The organism is Zoogloea sp. LCSB751 (genome assembly GCF_002028455.1).
In the GTDB taxonomy this organism is placed as follows: domain Bacteria; phylum Pseudomonadota; class Gammaproteobacteria; order Burkholderiales; family Rhodocyclaceae; genus Zoogloea.
Genome location: NZ_MWUM01000004.1, coordinates 18870 through 32374 on the forward strand (window position 1 = coordinate 18870; position 13505 = coordinate 32374).

The window sequence follows — 13505 nt, forward strand, 5'->3', positions numbered from 1 at the left end:
AAAGTCATCCCCTGAGGGGTGGCAGGTGTGTATTGAGAAGATGAGCGAAAGCAAACCGTTCGACGACGCATCGTTATGCCTAAAGCGCTGTCAAAACTGAGGTGGACCATTGGCTTCAGGACGAATCGGGGCGCTACCTGCTTACGGACCCGATGGCAGCCGGTGTATAGGCGGCATGATCTCAATACAGGCTTTGGTACGGAACGTGAGAACCTCTTTCCAGATGCGAAGGGAAATGACAAGTGGTCAAAACCATGAGGAAGAATACCGATGCTGGAATGAGGGGCGGAGCCTCCCGTAGTAGCGATGAAGCCTCTGTAATGGGGGTGGAGCGAAGGGGCGGCGTTATCCTGCCGACAAATGTTGCCAACCTCCGGGGATGAGCGGCGTGACCTCGGCGAAACCTTATGGCATAGCGAAGCGCACGGTATGGGAGGCATACCAGCAGGTCAAGGCCAACCGCGGTGCTGCGGGTATCGACGATGAAACCATCGCCGACTTCGAGCAGGACCTGTCGAAGAATCTGTACAAGCTGTGGAACCGGATGTCGTCGGGGTCATACTTCCCGCCGCCGGTCAAGCAGGTGGAGATTCCCAAGGCGTCGGGAGGCACGCGCAAGCTGGGAGTGCCCACGGTCTCGGACCGTGTTGCGCAAACCGTAGTCAAGCTTCTCATCGAGCCTGAGCTGGATTCGATCTTCCATCCGGACTCCTATGGGTATCGGCCAGGACGGTCGGCGAAGCAAGCCGTGGCGATCACTCGTGAACGCTGTTGGCGATATGGCTGGGTCGTGGAGTTTGATATCAAGGCGGCCTTCGATCAAATCGATCACGAGCTGCTGATGAAGGCGGTGCGCGCCCACATCAAGGGAGACTGGATTCTTCTGTACATCGAACGGTGGCTGGTTGCGCCGTTCGAAACGGAGTGTCGCGTTCGCGTACCACGTGAACGCGGCACTCCGCAGGGCGGAGTGGTCAGTCCCATCCTGATGAACCTGTTCATGCACTACGCCTTCGACACGTGGATGCAACGCACCAGCCCGAACTGTCCGTTTGCTCGGTATGCAGATGACGCGGTGGTTCACTGCCGCAGTCAGAAGCAGGCGGAGTATGTGATGCGATCCATCGCGTCACGCTTGGCGGACTGCGGGTTGACGATGCATCCTGACAAATCGAAGGTCGTGTACTGCAAGGACAGCAACCGCACTGAACAGCATCCGCATGTGAGCTTCACCTTCCTGGGCTTTACGTTTAGGCCAAGGAAGGCTCACAGCAAGCAAGACCAGCTCTTCACGAGCTTCCTGCCGGGAGCCAGTGACGATGCCTTGCGGCGGATGCGGCAGGCGGTGCGCCGCTGGCGACTCAATCGCCAGACCCACGTGACGCTGGCCGACGTGGCTCGGCTCTATAACTCGGTGATACAGGGGTGGTGGCAATACTATGGCGCGTTCTACAGGACCGCCATGCTCGGCATCTTCCAGCACATCGATCGAGCGCTTGAACGTTGGGCCCGACGAAAGTACAAGGCCCTTCACCGCCGCAAGCGGGCGAGCGTCGGATGGCTGGAGAAGATGCGGGCAGCAGCACCATCGCTGTTCTATCACTGGCGCGTGACCGGGCCACAGGTTGGATAACGGGAGCCGTATGACGCGAGAGTGTCACGTACGGTTCTGCGAGCGGCTGCGGGGGAAGTTCCCGCGGCCGACTTACCATTTCGGCATGAAGGTTCATGTCGGCGCCCATGTGAACAGCGGCCTGGTCCATACCGTAGCGGTCACGGCTGCCAATGAAGCCGATGTGAGCCTGTTGCCGAACCTGCTGCGCGAAGATGACCGAGCCGTGTTCGGGGACAAGGGCTACGTCGACAACAGCCTGAAGCGGGCGGCCCGGAAGGCGGGTGTCTTCTGGGGCGTGGCGCTGAAATCCACCACCAAGCACCCGCTGACCGAAGCGAATAAGCGGTTCAACCACAAGATGTCCTCGGTCCGCAGCCGCGTGGAGCATCTCTTTCGGGTGATCAAGCGGCAATTCGGTTATACCAAGGTGCGCTACAAGGGCCTGGCGAAGAATGCGGCCCAGGTCTTCACCCTGGTTGGGCTGACCAATCTTTATCTGGCGAGGCGAGCCATGCTGACGTAAGCGGGAGAGGTGCACCCGCCGCGCTCCCAAAGGGCGCCACCGGGAATCGAAACCCCGGCAATCGGCGGGAAATTGGCATTTTCGTTGTCGCATCATGAAAAATCTGGCTTCGGCCGGACAAGTCGCCTCGTTTATTGAGGCTTGTCTAGAGATTCCCTAGTTGAACTGACCAAGAGCGCGATACAACCTGCAGCTATTGCACTGGGAATCAAATGCGAGCTCACCGATGACCAGAAGCCTTTTACTGCATTGGTCAGCCCTGCTGCGAGTGAGGCCTTGCAGCGATTCAGCATTCTGGCCAACCATGGGACGGGTTCAGCCCACCCGTTAGACAGGGAGCGCTGGTTTGCTTTTCTTCTGCAATGCCATCAAGACCGTTGTGAGCTGGACACAGACATGCTCCAGCGATGGCTGATGGAGCACGGCGGCTGGACCTTTGAGCGCGCAAGCGATTTGGTCATCGAATATGAATTCGGGCGAAGCCCGCTGAAGTTCGCCGAGCGGAACGTATGAGTGCCTGCGACGAGAGCATTGGTCCGTCTGGCGTCTCCATTCTCGATGCCTGTCTGCTACGCATTCGTCTATGCGCCAACAGCTGTCACAATACCATGCACCCTCGTCACTTCATGACCAGGCCATAGTCGAGCCATTATTTCAGGCGCCGGAGCATACGCCCAACTTGAAACACTCCAGCCCCCCGCCAAACTAAATAGATTTTCATCCTTTCTTTGTAAAATACAATTTTTACTCTCTTTTCTACTTAACTCCTCGGGAATTGGCATCAAGGCGTAGGTGATCTTACATTCACTTTCTGCGGGGTCGTCAAATTGAAAAATCTGAGTATTTTTCCTGCTTTTTATTCTGATTATACTTCTATAATAGTCTCGATCTACAAAGCCCTTCGCAAGAACAATGCTTACCTTTCTATGTGGCGAATTCGAATAGAGCTGCCACCATAGCATAAAAAAAGCCATATATACACTGTACGCTTTTTGTTTGAGAGAATCCTCCTCCGGGAACCTGTCAGCAAACTCAACGCTATTTTTATTATTATGCCACGGACCGACTTTCGAAAAGCCCTCAAATTCCATTCTCCACAAAATAAATGAAAGCGCACAAAAGCAGACGCTTTTTCCATTCAATGCATGTGATGCAAGCGTGGATAGCTTTGCCAGGCGCCCATAACATCCTCTGTGACGTCTAACGTAACGACGAAAGATATGTCGTCGAATGGACTTCATAACAGTACGCCAATCCCCGCTTGAGTGACGTATCTCGCCACAATCCTCCCAAACACAAGACCGAAATCCTATATCGCTGTCAGTGATTGGCCATGGGCAGGGGCCGCCTAGATGTTTCGCATGGCCTAGAGTCATCAACTTCAGATCGACGTCTCTCAAATATCCTCCATCGATTGATATCACTATCAGGCCAAGCGATAAGTTTGGATGGCCCTCGTTATTCAGAACACGCCTCCACCACTTAAGAAATGTTTTTGACGTATTTAGTACAAGATCTCGAAATTCTGGAGTTGGTGAAAGTACGAATGGAACCTCAACAGGCTCTATGACAACATGCCCGCATTTCAGGGAAAAAGACCATTCCTCAGCACTACAACTCTTTCCACCTTGAGATTTGAACCCTTGCCCTAGTGCTGAACTGCAACACGAACACAGAACAAGTTCATGTCCGTGCCAAGGGCAGCGCTCAAGAGAATTGATCTGAAAAAATACTGAGTGATACCCATTTCCAATACACTCAGGGCAGTGTCGAATTGCAAACCTATACTGCAATGGAAATGCAAGTTCGCTTAGAAAAGCTGCTCTCAAGGAACGCTCCGAAACCCCTCCAAGCGCTCTTGAGAATTTTTGAAAATCAACCCATTTTGAATCAAAAACACTAACAACTTTCAATGGATTTTCGATATCCTGACGGCAATATGTATCCGCGCACAAATATTTGAAAACATGATTAAATGTGCAATTATTTAGAGCCATCATCTTCAAAAAAATCAACCAAGAAGACTCAAACGGGGTTGGAGCTCCCTGACCCCACACAAATCTTGAAAATGGTGGATTGCTAATCGTTAGTTCCATTTATAAAAAGCCTCGTAAATTCCTCTAAGCCAGAATCAATTACGCACCTAGTAACGAATTCACCTTCGAGTTGATATGATTCGGAATCTAGATTGTGGCTTCTTATTAAAATTGATTCTATGGTTCTTGTTAAATGCTCCATGGGTATATCGCGCCGAGCTGGTCTCAAGACAGTTTCAAAGATGCCCCATAGCAGTTCGACGAATTTTTCAAGACGAAATCCTGAATCAAAGGCAGTCGGCACAAAGTATTTCGTATAGGAACACTTAGTATCAACTGGATAAACAAGATCATTGTCGTAACAACGAAGTATATCCCTCAGCGTATCTGGCCCGTCGCACCCAATAAATGCAATTGGCTCAGCCAGAAACCTGGCAATAAGTTGATGGGAGTTTGTCGCAAAAAGCCCCGTGCGTTGATCGTTAATTTCTGGCTGAGCAAAACCGACAGTTGTCATCGAAATTCCGAGACGATCAAGCCTATTATGGAGTGAAAGGAGCTGAATGTACTCATTTTCCGACAAGAACTGCATTTCATCGATAATCATCAAAAACTGATCACCGCAACGTTCCGCAATCTGGGTCACAATATGAGCCAAGATTAAATTCATGCTTTCTGAAACAGTTGATCTTTTTGGGTGGATCAATCCAAACGAATCAAGCATTCTTGAAACAAAAACACTCTTTGTGGAACATCTATCGGCATCAAAAGAGAGAATGAATAGTTTCGGAAAGCTCTTTTGCAGCAGGACTTCCATTGCATTTGCACAACGTGTCTTTCCAGTTCTTGGTGTCCCGTATAAGTAGCACCCTGTCCTTCGATATTTCACTCGCTCTATGAGAATCATGAAAACACGCCTCACAACTGGCGTGGAAATAATGTAACGCCTTCGAAATAATGGGTGAGAATCAAACCTTTCAAAATCGGAATTCTGGTTAGATTGTGGAAATGAGAAAATCTCAACCCCTTCCCCAAGTGAGCTCATGATTTCGCCTTGTTTAATATGCTCTGAATATCAATTGGATCCTGTGGCTCAAAATGCGTCTTGACAGAATAGATATTCTTCAACTTATTGCCTTCAGGTATGTCCATACTATTGATGTTTGATTTTTCAGAGACTAAACCAACACCAGTCGACTTCGAAACTCGCTGCATCTCCGAAACCGCTTGCCTGTTGCTTCTTTTATGTTTCGCAGCGCCTCTTCGCTCAGTAGCCAAGCTCGACAAATAGCTCATGTAGACATCAACCGGATCAGCTGTGGATGTCAGGGTTATCAATCTCTTAGAAATCAATCTATTAATTGCTTGACGTGTCCGCCTGTCGTGCTTGACTCTATTCCAGGGAGGCAATGCCCGAAGGTAACCGATACATCCCCCGTCGCTCTCTAGAAAGGCCCTGACCTGACGCATATCCTCTTCATTTACCTCTATTCTAATTCTCTTTCCAATCAATCCACTGGCGTGCGAAAGAACATCGTTTGTGTATCTACCTCGATCTAGTTGTATATATGGTCGACGACCATTCTTGATTGAACCTCTAACGGTGACGATAAGATATAGTGGTATAGGGTTGACCTTATCCGAGCTATCCAGAAGTCCTTTTCTGAGCAACATATGACCATCTTCTTTTTCGATTCTCATTATTGCAAATTGTATTGGACTTAAATAATTAAGACCTTCCGTCTCCAAAATATTATGCCTTGCAACATGATAAGAAATTAGCTGCTCAGCATGGTCTGAACGTAGTCTTAATGTCCTGGCGACCTCTTCTCCTTTCGGAACCCGTCCTGACTGAGGATTGCTTCCAGTACTAGAAGGGTATCTGCCAAATAGGCAGTCATGGACTGTCCGAAATGTCCGCTCTACATTTGCACGCCTCTCAAAATGCCCGACTGGCCCCCAGTTAACAGAAAAGCCCGTCGCCTTCCTAGCCCTCTCACGGATACTCTCTGCTAAATGAGCTAAAGCGCCATCAAGCATTAGCACTCCCCACCTTACCCCTGCGAAGCGGGGATCGATCTCTTTGGGCAGACCAGAGTTAGGTGGATATTCAAGTCCCGGTATCGTTAATGGGAGCCTTTCGACACTCGGGTCCAATACTCTTCTTAATAGCCTTAGTACATCGTCGCTAGATACCTCGCTGCTATAAACAAGAAGATGACCCAAGATCAAGGTACTTCGGCGCTCAATCGCAATCAGCAGCCATAATCTCTCGAGCAGAAGCTCAATCTCATCGCCTGAAGAAGAAATCAGTTGTAATGTCGTATGTGCATCAATATGGTGCGCATCTACTTCCACTGCTGCGTAGATTTCCTCAAAACTAATCAACGGTTCGATACCTGTCCCTACAGGCAAATGACAATTCGCCGTTTCAGATTCTCGAGCAGCCACTGAACCATCTAAGCTCTCATCAAGAACAGTATGAAAAAATCGATTAATCGATCGTAGCCCTCTATACGTTGAATTAAATGGCCATTCCGATTTCTCTACTCCATTACGTTCCAACTCAGAAATAAAGCGCGCATGAACATCAATCACTCTTATTCTTTTCTCATATACAGCTCCACTCCCTTTCTTCTTTAAGATGAGATCAGTTAGTTTCTTTTCAACATCAGGAAAACGCTTAAATATATTACCTAAAGCGCCAGCAAGCCCCCCCTTATCCTGCGGCAACTTACAACCAACAGATCTATTTCGCTCATAACTCTTGATGCGACGATTGGGGGCCAAGGCCCTAAAGCCCCATATCACCCCATCCGGCGCAATCTGCAGACACCTCTTCACAAAGTAGGAGAGATTCGTTATCCCTGTCACTTCTGTGATTTCTCTGACGCGCCCGTCTCCGCGGAAGAACATTGTTACCGCTTGCACTCTTGCCAAGTAAAGCATCGAATCACACTCTGGCAATGCATCAGCATTAAGTGTCGGCCATTCATCTAATGACGGCGCCTCACTAATGACATCCCTCCTGCTTAGTCTAGCCATTTAAGATCCATTCCGTATGGTTTCCAAAGCAGCGTTTTTCTAGAGCCAACACCACCTTTCCTTTACATGCAAATTTGACAATCAAGCCCAAGATCAGCATCTCATCGAACATGTGAAGATCGTTAAGCAATGATCGTATGGTCCCATGTCTAATTGCTGTCACCGCTGACATTGTTGCGGATTCGTGAGCCGCTAGCTTTGGTGATCCAACTAGGTTTCTCAATTCAGCTCCGAAGCTGAGAATATTGAGCCAGCGAACTGCTAGGGTTGCTTTAGACTTTAAATCAGCTGTTGTAATGAAATTGCACTTCGGCCTAGAGGGATGTTCCATCGACGCATCCGCTGTCTCTGTAATGACCGCATCACCTACAGAGTCGGACATGACGAAATACCATTCGACCTCTCCAGCGTATGTTCTCGCTGATGCAGTTACGGCACGGGGAATTCGATATGACCGATCCTTGCTAATCTCAGGGTTGATTTCATAGTGCTCTATGTTCGGATTGCTCTCAAGATAGCCGAGGCAAAGCACCAGCTCGCGATCTGATGTTAAGAGCCAGTCCCTATCAGTCTTAAGACTGTAGATTAGCCAAATATTCTCATTCTTGTGAGCTCGCTGCTTGTAGAGATCTCTCACCGAATTTCGGATACCAGCAGACAAAGTTGTCCTATGACCCATGTCTGTCATGAAATCACCTCAGCCTAAGACTATTCCAATCTGTTTTTAGGCCATAAACACCATCGCGGCAAGGGGGTGGTTTTAAACACAAACATAAAGTCAAATTTTTCTTTAAATACAACAAGTTGCATTTATTGACGCGCAATGTAATTTTATTTTTTTGCGAATTAATTTATTTGCTAATGATTATTTCAACAATTAATTAATACTAAAGGCAATGGATCAAATGGAAAAATTATAATGAAAATCAATTAACATTTGAATGCTAATGAGATATGGTGAAATGTGAAAAATCAGCTCTGGATCCGTTTTTGCAACAAAAAAATAACCCTTGAAATTAAATCCATTCGACAATTCAAACAACTGCGGATCTCAATTCAGAACAGGCATTTTTGCCGTTTTTCAATCTCCTGTACCAGGATAATCATTGTGACAACTTCCAACGATGACCTTAAAATGAGTAAGTTATGCATTCAATGTGAAGATGAACCAACGCCTCTCAAACTGGATTTCTGGAAGATGAAATGAGATAACTTTGCAATCAGAAGCGTTGGGCTCTTGGCCGCAATGTTGGGGAAATTTCGAGACTGAACCTGTTTAAAATTTGAATGACTTGAACTTGCCTATGGACGACTGAGAGTCGCACTGGATCGAACGGATCAGCCATGAACGTCAAAATCAACTGCTTGGCGTTTGACTGTTGGGTTCATTGAACTTAACGTCCACGGGCCAAGAGCCTCTGAGAGGCTCAATGATTCTCCGAAGAAACAATTTCTCCAAAGCTGAACTCAAACTCTCCTTGTCTCAATAGAGTCTGACGTTTGAACCACGACCATTCATGGAATCGATTGCACGTTGCGCGCCTCGGATAATCTCCATAGCTTTCGGATTACTGAGAAGGTAAGGCACTGAAGAAGGTAATGAATTGCTTTTCCGGAAGCGACCGGGTCGTCTGATCACTGCAGTGAATTAACGTTGCTATCAACTGCAGACCGATCATTCGCTACGTCCCGTAACGAAGCTGGCTGACTCGGCGCCGCCGGCTTTTTCGTCAGAACTCGATGGTTTGTACGCGAGATACGGTCGACCGGCGATTCCCCTGGAGCGGCTGCTCAAGGCCAAATTGCTGATCGTGTTCTACTCAGCAAACTCGGATCGACAGTTCAGCGAACAACTCGATTGCAACCTGCTGTTTCACTGGTTACTCGATCAGGGCCTGGAGTCGGGCGGGCCGAATCAATCCGTTTTCAGCCGCTTTCGCGATTGCCTGGTGAAAACCGCGACATCGCCTGGCGCTTCCTCACCGAGGTCGCGCGCCTCGCTGGCAGGTGGCAAGCTGCTCGCTATGGATGAAGAATTGAAGGTGCGCGGCCTGATGCGGCCCTCAAAATCGGGGGCAAACTCATTAGCTATCGCACTGGAGCTTAGCCTTTAGTTCCGGTCGCAACTGGATATAATAATTACTTCCAAAACGTGGAAGAAATTATTAATTTTCTTGGAGCTGAGCTTGATGCTGTTCGTTGAAAAATCAAGCAGTTAAGAAATTCAATACAGCTTAGAGATTAGTTCGGAGGGCTCTGACTGCCTTACTTCAGGAGTTGCGAAATAGCATCGACCGCCTCACCCCGTTCCTCATCTTTCATGTGAACGTAGTAACGGCTGGTGGTTCTGGGGTCTTTGTGGCGCAACTGTTCCGCGGTGCGGGCCAGGGATACATGGCCGAGCGCAAAGTGGCTGCCGCGGGTGTGGCGCAGCCAGTGGGATGCGGCTTGGCGCAAACTGAGCGCCCAGCCCGGGTTGACCCTTGCAGCAAAGACGGCGGCGAAATCGAAGAAGCGGCGTAGTTCCAGGTTCAGATAGCCTGCAGTGACGTTTGCACCGGTTTTCAGTTCAGTCCGACGGCGGCGTCTAGGGGTCAGTTTTGCGATCACGGGCACTTCGAACTCGCCCGGATCGGGCCAGGCGCCTAAGCCGCGCGTCAATCGATACTGCTGCAGCGCATTCATGGCATCCTCATCCAACGTGACGCGGTCAGGGCCGTCCGCCGCATTACGCCCCTTGCCGACGACTTTCCAGACCCAGCGTGTGCCGCTTCGTACGATGGCGTTCATCATCGCTTCGGAGAGTTCCGAGCGCCGGCTGGCGGCAGCGTAGCCGAACAGCAGGATGCAACGCAGACGGGCCCTACGCTCTGCCGACCACGGTTCGACCTTGCGGTCGGCCGGCTCTTCCTCATCTTCGGTGCTCTTACCTGCGATCTGCCAAGTGTTTTCCGGTGCATCCAGAAAGCCCCGGAGCCAGCGCCACAGCTCGAACGAGAACGCTTTGTCCTGCCCCAGGTTGTCGTCTCGAATGGCCTGCTGGCGTAGTTGGCGCGCGTATTCCCGAGCGGTCAGGCCCCGCCGTGCGAGTTCGTCGAGAGAGATTTCCTCACCAGTGAGTTTTCCGAGCTGCAGGAAGGGATTGGCTCGCAGGTAGCCGCCCGCGTGCAGAAAGCCGTACAGCCCACGAATGGTTGTGTCTGCCCTGCGTCGACTACCCAGCGACAAGCCCTGCCATCGCCCGTCCGCGCCGACACGAAATGGCACGAAGGCGGTCGGCCAGCCCTGGTCTGGCCGAGAAGGTGAGGAAAGCCAGCTGCGGAACGCTTCCAGGTCGGCAACCGTCGCGCCCGCCAGGATCGTGCCGCGCACATGGACCATGAAGGCGGCGAAGCGCCGCACCTCCTGCAGATAGGCCTTGCGCGTGTGGGGATTCTTGGCGTGCGTGTTCAGCCAGATCAGGACGGCCTCCTGATCGTTGTACGCACCGAGGGAGTTGCCGATGACGACACTGCTGGACGTAGTGCCGAGGCCGTCTTTCTGGCCGTCCGGAAAAATGGCCAGAGGGATGATGGACATGGTGGGGTCGCTCATTCTTGCGCTGATGTCGGCACAGCTCATCGGGGACGTGGATGGATAAATTGTAACGATAATTGCAGAACTCGATATTATTTGTTTTTGCTCTCCATTAATATTGCGCTATTGCGCAATATATGAAACGATCTTTGCCGCAGATGTATCCTGCCGACCTTGCATTACCCCTAAGAGAAAGAGACAGTCCGATGGCGAGTGCTGTGAGCTATGAGATGGTCGAAGCAGTCTGCAACGACCTGGCTGCGGCAGGAGTGGAGATTTCGACTCTCTTGAGCAGGTCATCCGGCGAGATGCGCATCCCGTCCGGGTTTCGTGCGCAGGTGATCCGGCAACGTGATCATCCCTTGCAAAGCAAGCGCTGCCGTCCACTGAGTCTGGCTGTCCAGGGGGCGACCGGGATGAAGGGAAAATCTATACACATCCCCTAGAAGCTTCTGTTTTAAAAAGATAAAAAATAAGGTGCTTTTGATGCTGCGGACATTTTGCATTAATGGCTAGATCCACCCGCCTCACGTGCTCCACGTCGACTGCGGCGTGCACAGCTCCTGCGAAGGCAGGATCATCAGGCATCAGTAAGTTGATGGTCCGTCGTAATGGGCTTTGCTACGCCCGCAATGCCTGGCAGTCCATAAGTACGAGAATGGGGAAATCTAGTGTCTTAACCGACAGGTCACGTATTGCCCGTTCGACTCAGGCTGACCGACAAGTCCACGCCCAGCACGACAGAAATCCGATGAAGGATCAGCAACGAGGGATTGGCGACCCCGCGCTCCAGTTGCGAGACGTAGGTCCGATCTACCTCGGCCTGCAAGGCCAATGCCTCTTGAGATAGCCCAAGCCGCTTTCGAGATTGCTTGATCTCGGCGGCAAGGTCGGCACGAAGTTCGTCGAAAGATTTGACCACCGACGAACGATGCCGGTGGCGAGATTATCAATCCACGGAATATAATCTACATTCCATTCGATGGATTCCCCTCGTCTGTTCCAATCCCATCACCTGACCAGTCGAACCGTTTCAACGGTGCACTGGTTATTTGTTGCTATGAGAGAGTCTGATGTTCCTCACCGATAATGCCGCACGTCACCCATTTGCCAGCCAGTTTTATGGTGATGGAATGAATGTCTGGAGGGCAGCCACTTTGGCTACGTTCGATGAATGGTTCTACCTGAATTGCTTGGTCAAATCGCCGGAAGGCGAATTCCCGGAGATCATTTTGATCTCCCATCCCTCGCATGATCTGCTGTCGTTTCTCGATCAGCGACAAGATGACGTCACGGTTATCGACCTTCAACTCGTCAGCCCGCCGCACATGAATGGCACGCGGCGCTGGAAGATGGAGCCGCTGGTTCGGATCTGGAGAGATCCGTCGAATGCCTGGTCTCACCGATACGAAGTTGCAAATGGCAACCTGTACCACTCCGTCCAAAACGATCGGGACAACACCGAATTCGAGCTTTGTCGGGAATTCGCTTTCAAAGATATGGCTGAACCCGCTGCTGCTTAGGTGAGATAGGTTCTGGCAGATTCTCCCGGGACTGCAATCCAACAAGGTCAGACGGGCATCGGCGGTGCTCCAAACTGCTTACGCAACGCTGCTTCCATGGCCATACGTTCAGCCTTGATGTCGATGTTCTCAGGCACTGCAATGTTCAGACCCTGCAGCTGCTTCAGGATCCTCCAGGCTTCGTAGTCATGGAATGGGTTGAGCCCCATGACGTTGCCCAAGTCCTGATTCGCGCGTCCTACCGCGGCAACGATCTTCACGAAATCGGAGATTGCCTGGCCGATGTCCCAGTCCCGAATGAACAGCAGCAGTGCGGCAAACGCCAGCACACTCTCGGTGCCGGAGTTACCCCTTGCTGCTTTCAACGGCGCGTAGTTGCGGCCGATAAAATCGGCCAAGGCGCAGGTCTTGCGATACTCGTCGGACAGCACCGTCGGATCGAACACGGAACGTCCCTGGAAGCGTTGCGTCAAGGCTTCGGCACGCCTTCCGGCAGGGCTGAACATACCAATGATACGTTGATCAGTGATTGCCTTCATGTTCGCTTCATGCTGTGGGTAGCGCTCCATGACCCGTCGAGCAGCCTCTGCGCGCCAATCAAACTGCGGCAAAGCGGCAATTTCTGGAGTCAGGGCTACCCCTGCCGGTAGCCCCAGAGACGACAAGAAAGTGTTCTCCCGCAGCACGGAGATCCAAGCGTATAGCTGTGGATCGAGCGTAACCACGAAAAGCGACTCAACCTTCGTGTTGAAGAACCACTCGCGCATGTTGCGGATCGAGACTTGGCTGAAGATACCCTGTTCGATGCCTGTGCAGACCAACTCCCTGACCGCCCGGGTCAGCTTCGACTTCGACTCCGTCAGCGAAACCAAATTTTCGGGAATGGCATTCGCTGTCTCCGGACTACCGAAGTCGCAGTGAGGCTTGTGACCCGGCGTCGTGAATCTGAAGAAGGACTGGCGGCTGGCTTTCCCCGTTTTTTTTGTCGTCGATCGGACAACCTCAGCCCCGGTCACAAAGCAGCTTGGGCACTGCAAATCGATCCGAAGGTAGTCGCGCCAAACCTCGGGGATGGAGTCCACCGAGGTGTAAGGCACCCCGAATTGAGCGGAGAGTTGGTGTAACGTCTGTTCGACGTCAAGCTCACCGGAATGAGAGATCGAATACGCGGTCAGCGGCATGGCTCG

General features: G+C 51.0%; 13 protein-coding genes. 5 read left to right on the forward strand and 8 right to left on the reverse strand.

Annotated features, from left to right (window positions below; all coding sequences use genetic code 11):
- Positions 1 to 379 precede the first annotated feature (379 nt).
- The 3 genes from ltrA to B4920_RS28675 all read left to right on the forward strand — a co-directional run bounded on the left by ltrA (position 380) and on the right by B4920_RS28675 (position 2651).
- Positions 380 to 1633, forward strand: a complete 1254-nt coding sequence (gene ltrA, locus B4920_RS05985) for a group II intron reverse transcriptase/maturase (RefSeq protein ID WP_254050847.1) — start codon at positions 380 to 382, stop codon at positions 1631 to 1633.
- A 10-nt stretch (positions 1634 to 1643) separates the two neighbouring features.
- A complete protein-coding gene (locus tag B4920_RS05990; protein ID WP_256376081.1) occupies positions 1644 to 2138 on the forward strand; it encodes an IS5 family transposase in 495 nt (164 codons plus the stop codon).
- A gap of 276 nt (positions 2139 to 2414) precedes the next feature.
- On the forward strand, positions 2415 to 2651 hold the full coding sequence (locus B4920_RS28675; protein WP_139379434.1) for a hypothetical protein: 237 nt from the start codon (positions 2415 to 2417) through the stop codon (positions 2649 to 2651).
- Positions 2652 to 2719: 68 nt separating this feature from the next.
- On the opposite strand, the gene B4920_RS28680 is transcribed toward B4920_RS28675, so the two are convergent.
- The 4 genes from B4920_RS28680 to B4920_RS28690 are packed head-to-tail and all read right to left on the reverse strand — an operon-like array spanning position 2720 to position 7907.
- Positions 2720 to 4234 (reverse strand): hypothetical protein, encoded by a 1515-nt coding sequence (locus B4920_RS28680; protein ID WP_139379435.1) that lies wholly within the window; start codon positions 4232 to 4234, stop codon positions 2720 to 2722.
- Positions 4218 to 5219, reverse strand: coding sequence for an ATP-binding protein (locus B4920_RS05995; protein ID WP_079433718.1), 1002 nt, complete (start codon positions 5217 to 5219; stop codon positions 4218 to 4220). The genes B4920_RS28680 and B4920_RS05995 overlap by 17 nt, the downstream gene beginning before the upstream one ends.
- Entirely contained in the window at positions 5216 to 7219 is a 2004-nt protein-coding gene (locus B4920_RS28685; RefSeq protein ID WP_139379436.1) for a hypothetical protein, read from the reverse strand. Before B4920_RS28685 ends, B4920_RS05995 begins: the two co-directional genes overlap by 4 nt.
- Positions 7212 to 7907, reverse strand: coding sequence for a hypothetical protein (locus B4920_RS28690; protein ID WP_139379437.1), 696 nt, complete (start codon positions 7905 to 7907; stop codon positions 7212 to 7214). Before B4920_RS28690 ends, B4920_RS28685 begins: the two co-directional genes overlap by 8 nt.
- A 1057-nt stretch (positions 7908 to 8964) precedes the next feature.
- Between B4920_RS28690 and B4920_RS06000 the strand changes: the two genes are divergently transcribed.
- Complete coding sequence (locus B4920_RS06000) at positions 8965 to 9333, forward strand: transposase (RefSeq protein ID WP_161493245.1); 369 nt, start codon at positions 8965 to 8967, stop codon at positions 9331 to 9333.
- Between the two features lie 151 nt (positions 9334 to 9484).
- Here the strand turns inward: B4920_RS06000 and B4920_RS06005 are convergent, their stop codons facing one another.
- From B4920_RS06005 to B4920_RS06015, 3 genes are all read right to left on the reverse strand, one after another.
- Positions 9485 to 10813, reverse strand: coding sequence for a site-specific integrase (locus tag B4920_RS06005; protein ID WP_139379438.1), 1329 nt, complete (start codon positions 10811 to 10813; stop codon positions 9485 to 9487).
- Between the two features lie 278 nt (positions 10814 to 11091).
- Positions 11092 to 11301 carry a hypothetical protein gene (locus B4920_RS28695; RefSeq protein WP_139379439.1) on the reverse strand — a complete coding sequence of 70 codons (210 nt, stop codon included), beginning with the start codon at positions 11299 to 11301 and terminating at the stop codon, positions 11092 to 11094.
- A gap of 182 nt (positions 11302 to 11483) precedes the next feature.
- A complete protein-coding gene (locus B4920_RS06015) occupies positions 11484 to 11717 on the reverse strand; it encodes a helix-turn-helix domain-containing protein (RefSeq protein ID WP_079433722.1) in 234 nt (77 codons plus the stop codon).
- A 151-nt stretch (positions 11718 to 11868) separates the two neighbouring features.
- Here B4920_RS06015 and B4920_RS06020 point away from each other — a divergent pair, with 151 nt between their 5' ends.
- The gene (locus B4920_RS06020; RefSeq protein WP_079433723.1) at positions 11869 to 12318 is read left to right on the forward strand and encodes a hypothetical protein; all 450 of its coding nucleotides are present in this window, start codon (positions 11869 to 11871) and stop codon (positions 12316 to 12318) included.
- Between the two features lie 47 nt (positions 12319 to 12365).
- On the opposite strand, the gene B4920_RS06025 is transcribed toward B4920_RS06020, so the two are convergent.
- Entirely contained in the window at positions 12366 to 13499 is a 1134-nt protein-coding gene (locus tag B4920_RS06025) for a hypothetical protein (RefSeq protein WP_079433724.1), read from the reverse strand.
- Positions 13500 to 13505: the final 6 nt, after the last annotated feature.

What these genes read in the sequence shown, in the direction of transcription:
- ltrA (WP_254050847.1), top strand. Translation starts at nt 380, where the DNA reads ATGAGCGGCGTGACCTCGGCGAAACCTTATGGCATAGCGAAGCGCACG.
- B4920_RS05990 (WP_256376081.1), top strand. Translation starts at nt 1,644, where the DNA reads ATGACGCGAGAGTGTCACGTACGGTTCTGCGAGCGGCTGCGGGGGAAG.
- B4920_RS28680 (WP_139379435.1), bottom strand. Translation starts at nt 4,234, where the DNA reads ATGGAACTAACGATTAGCAATCCACCATTTTCAAGATTTGTGTGGGGT.
- B4920_RS05995 (WP_079433718.1), bottom strand. Translation starts at nt 5,219, where the DNA reads ATGAGCTCACTTGGGGAAGGGGTTGAGATTTTCTCATTTCCACAATCT.
- B4920_RS28685 (WP_139379436.1), bottom strand. Translation starts at nt 7,219, where the DNA reads ATGGCTAGACTAAGCAGGAGGGATGTCATTAGTGAGGCGCCGTCATTA.
- B4920_RS28690 (WP_139379437.1), bottom strand. Translation starts at nt 7,907, where the DNA reads ATGACAGACATGGGTCATAGGACAACTTTGTCTGCTGGTATCCGAAAT.
- B4920_RS06005 (WP_139379438.1), bottom strand. Translation starts at nt 10,813, where the DNA reads ATGAGCGACCCCACCATGTCCATCATCCCTCTGGCCATTTTTCCGGAC.
- B4920_RS28695 (WP_139379439.1), bottom strand. Translation starts at nt 11,301, where the DNA reads ATGCAAAATGTCCGCAGCATCAAAAGCACCTTATTTTTTATCTTTTTA.
- B4920_RS06020 (WP_079433723.1), top strand. Translation starts at nt 11,869, where the DNA reads ATGTTCCTCACCGATAATGCCGCACGTCACCCATTTGCCAGCCAGTTT.
- B4920_RS06025 (WP_079433724.1), bottom strand. Translation starts at nt 13,499, where the DNA reads ATGCCGCTGACCGCGTATTCGATCTCTCATTCCGGTGAGCTTGACGTC.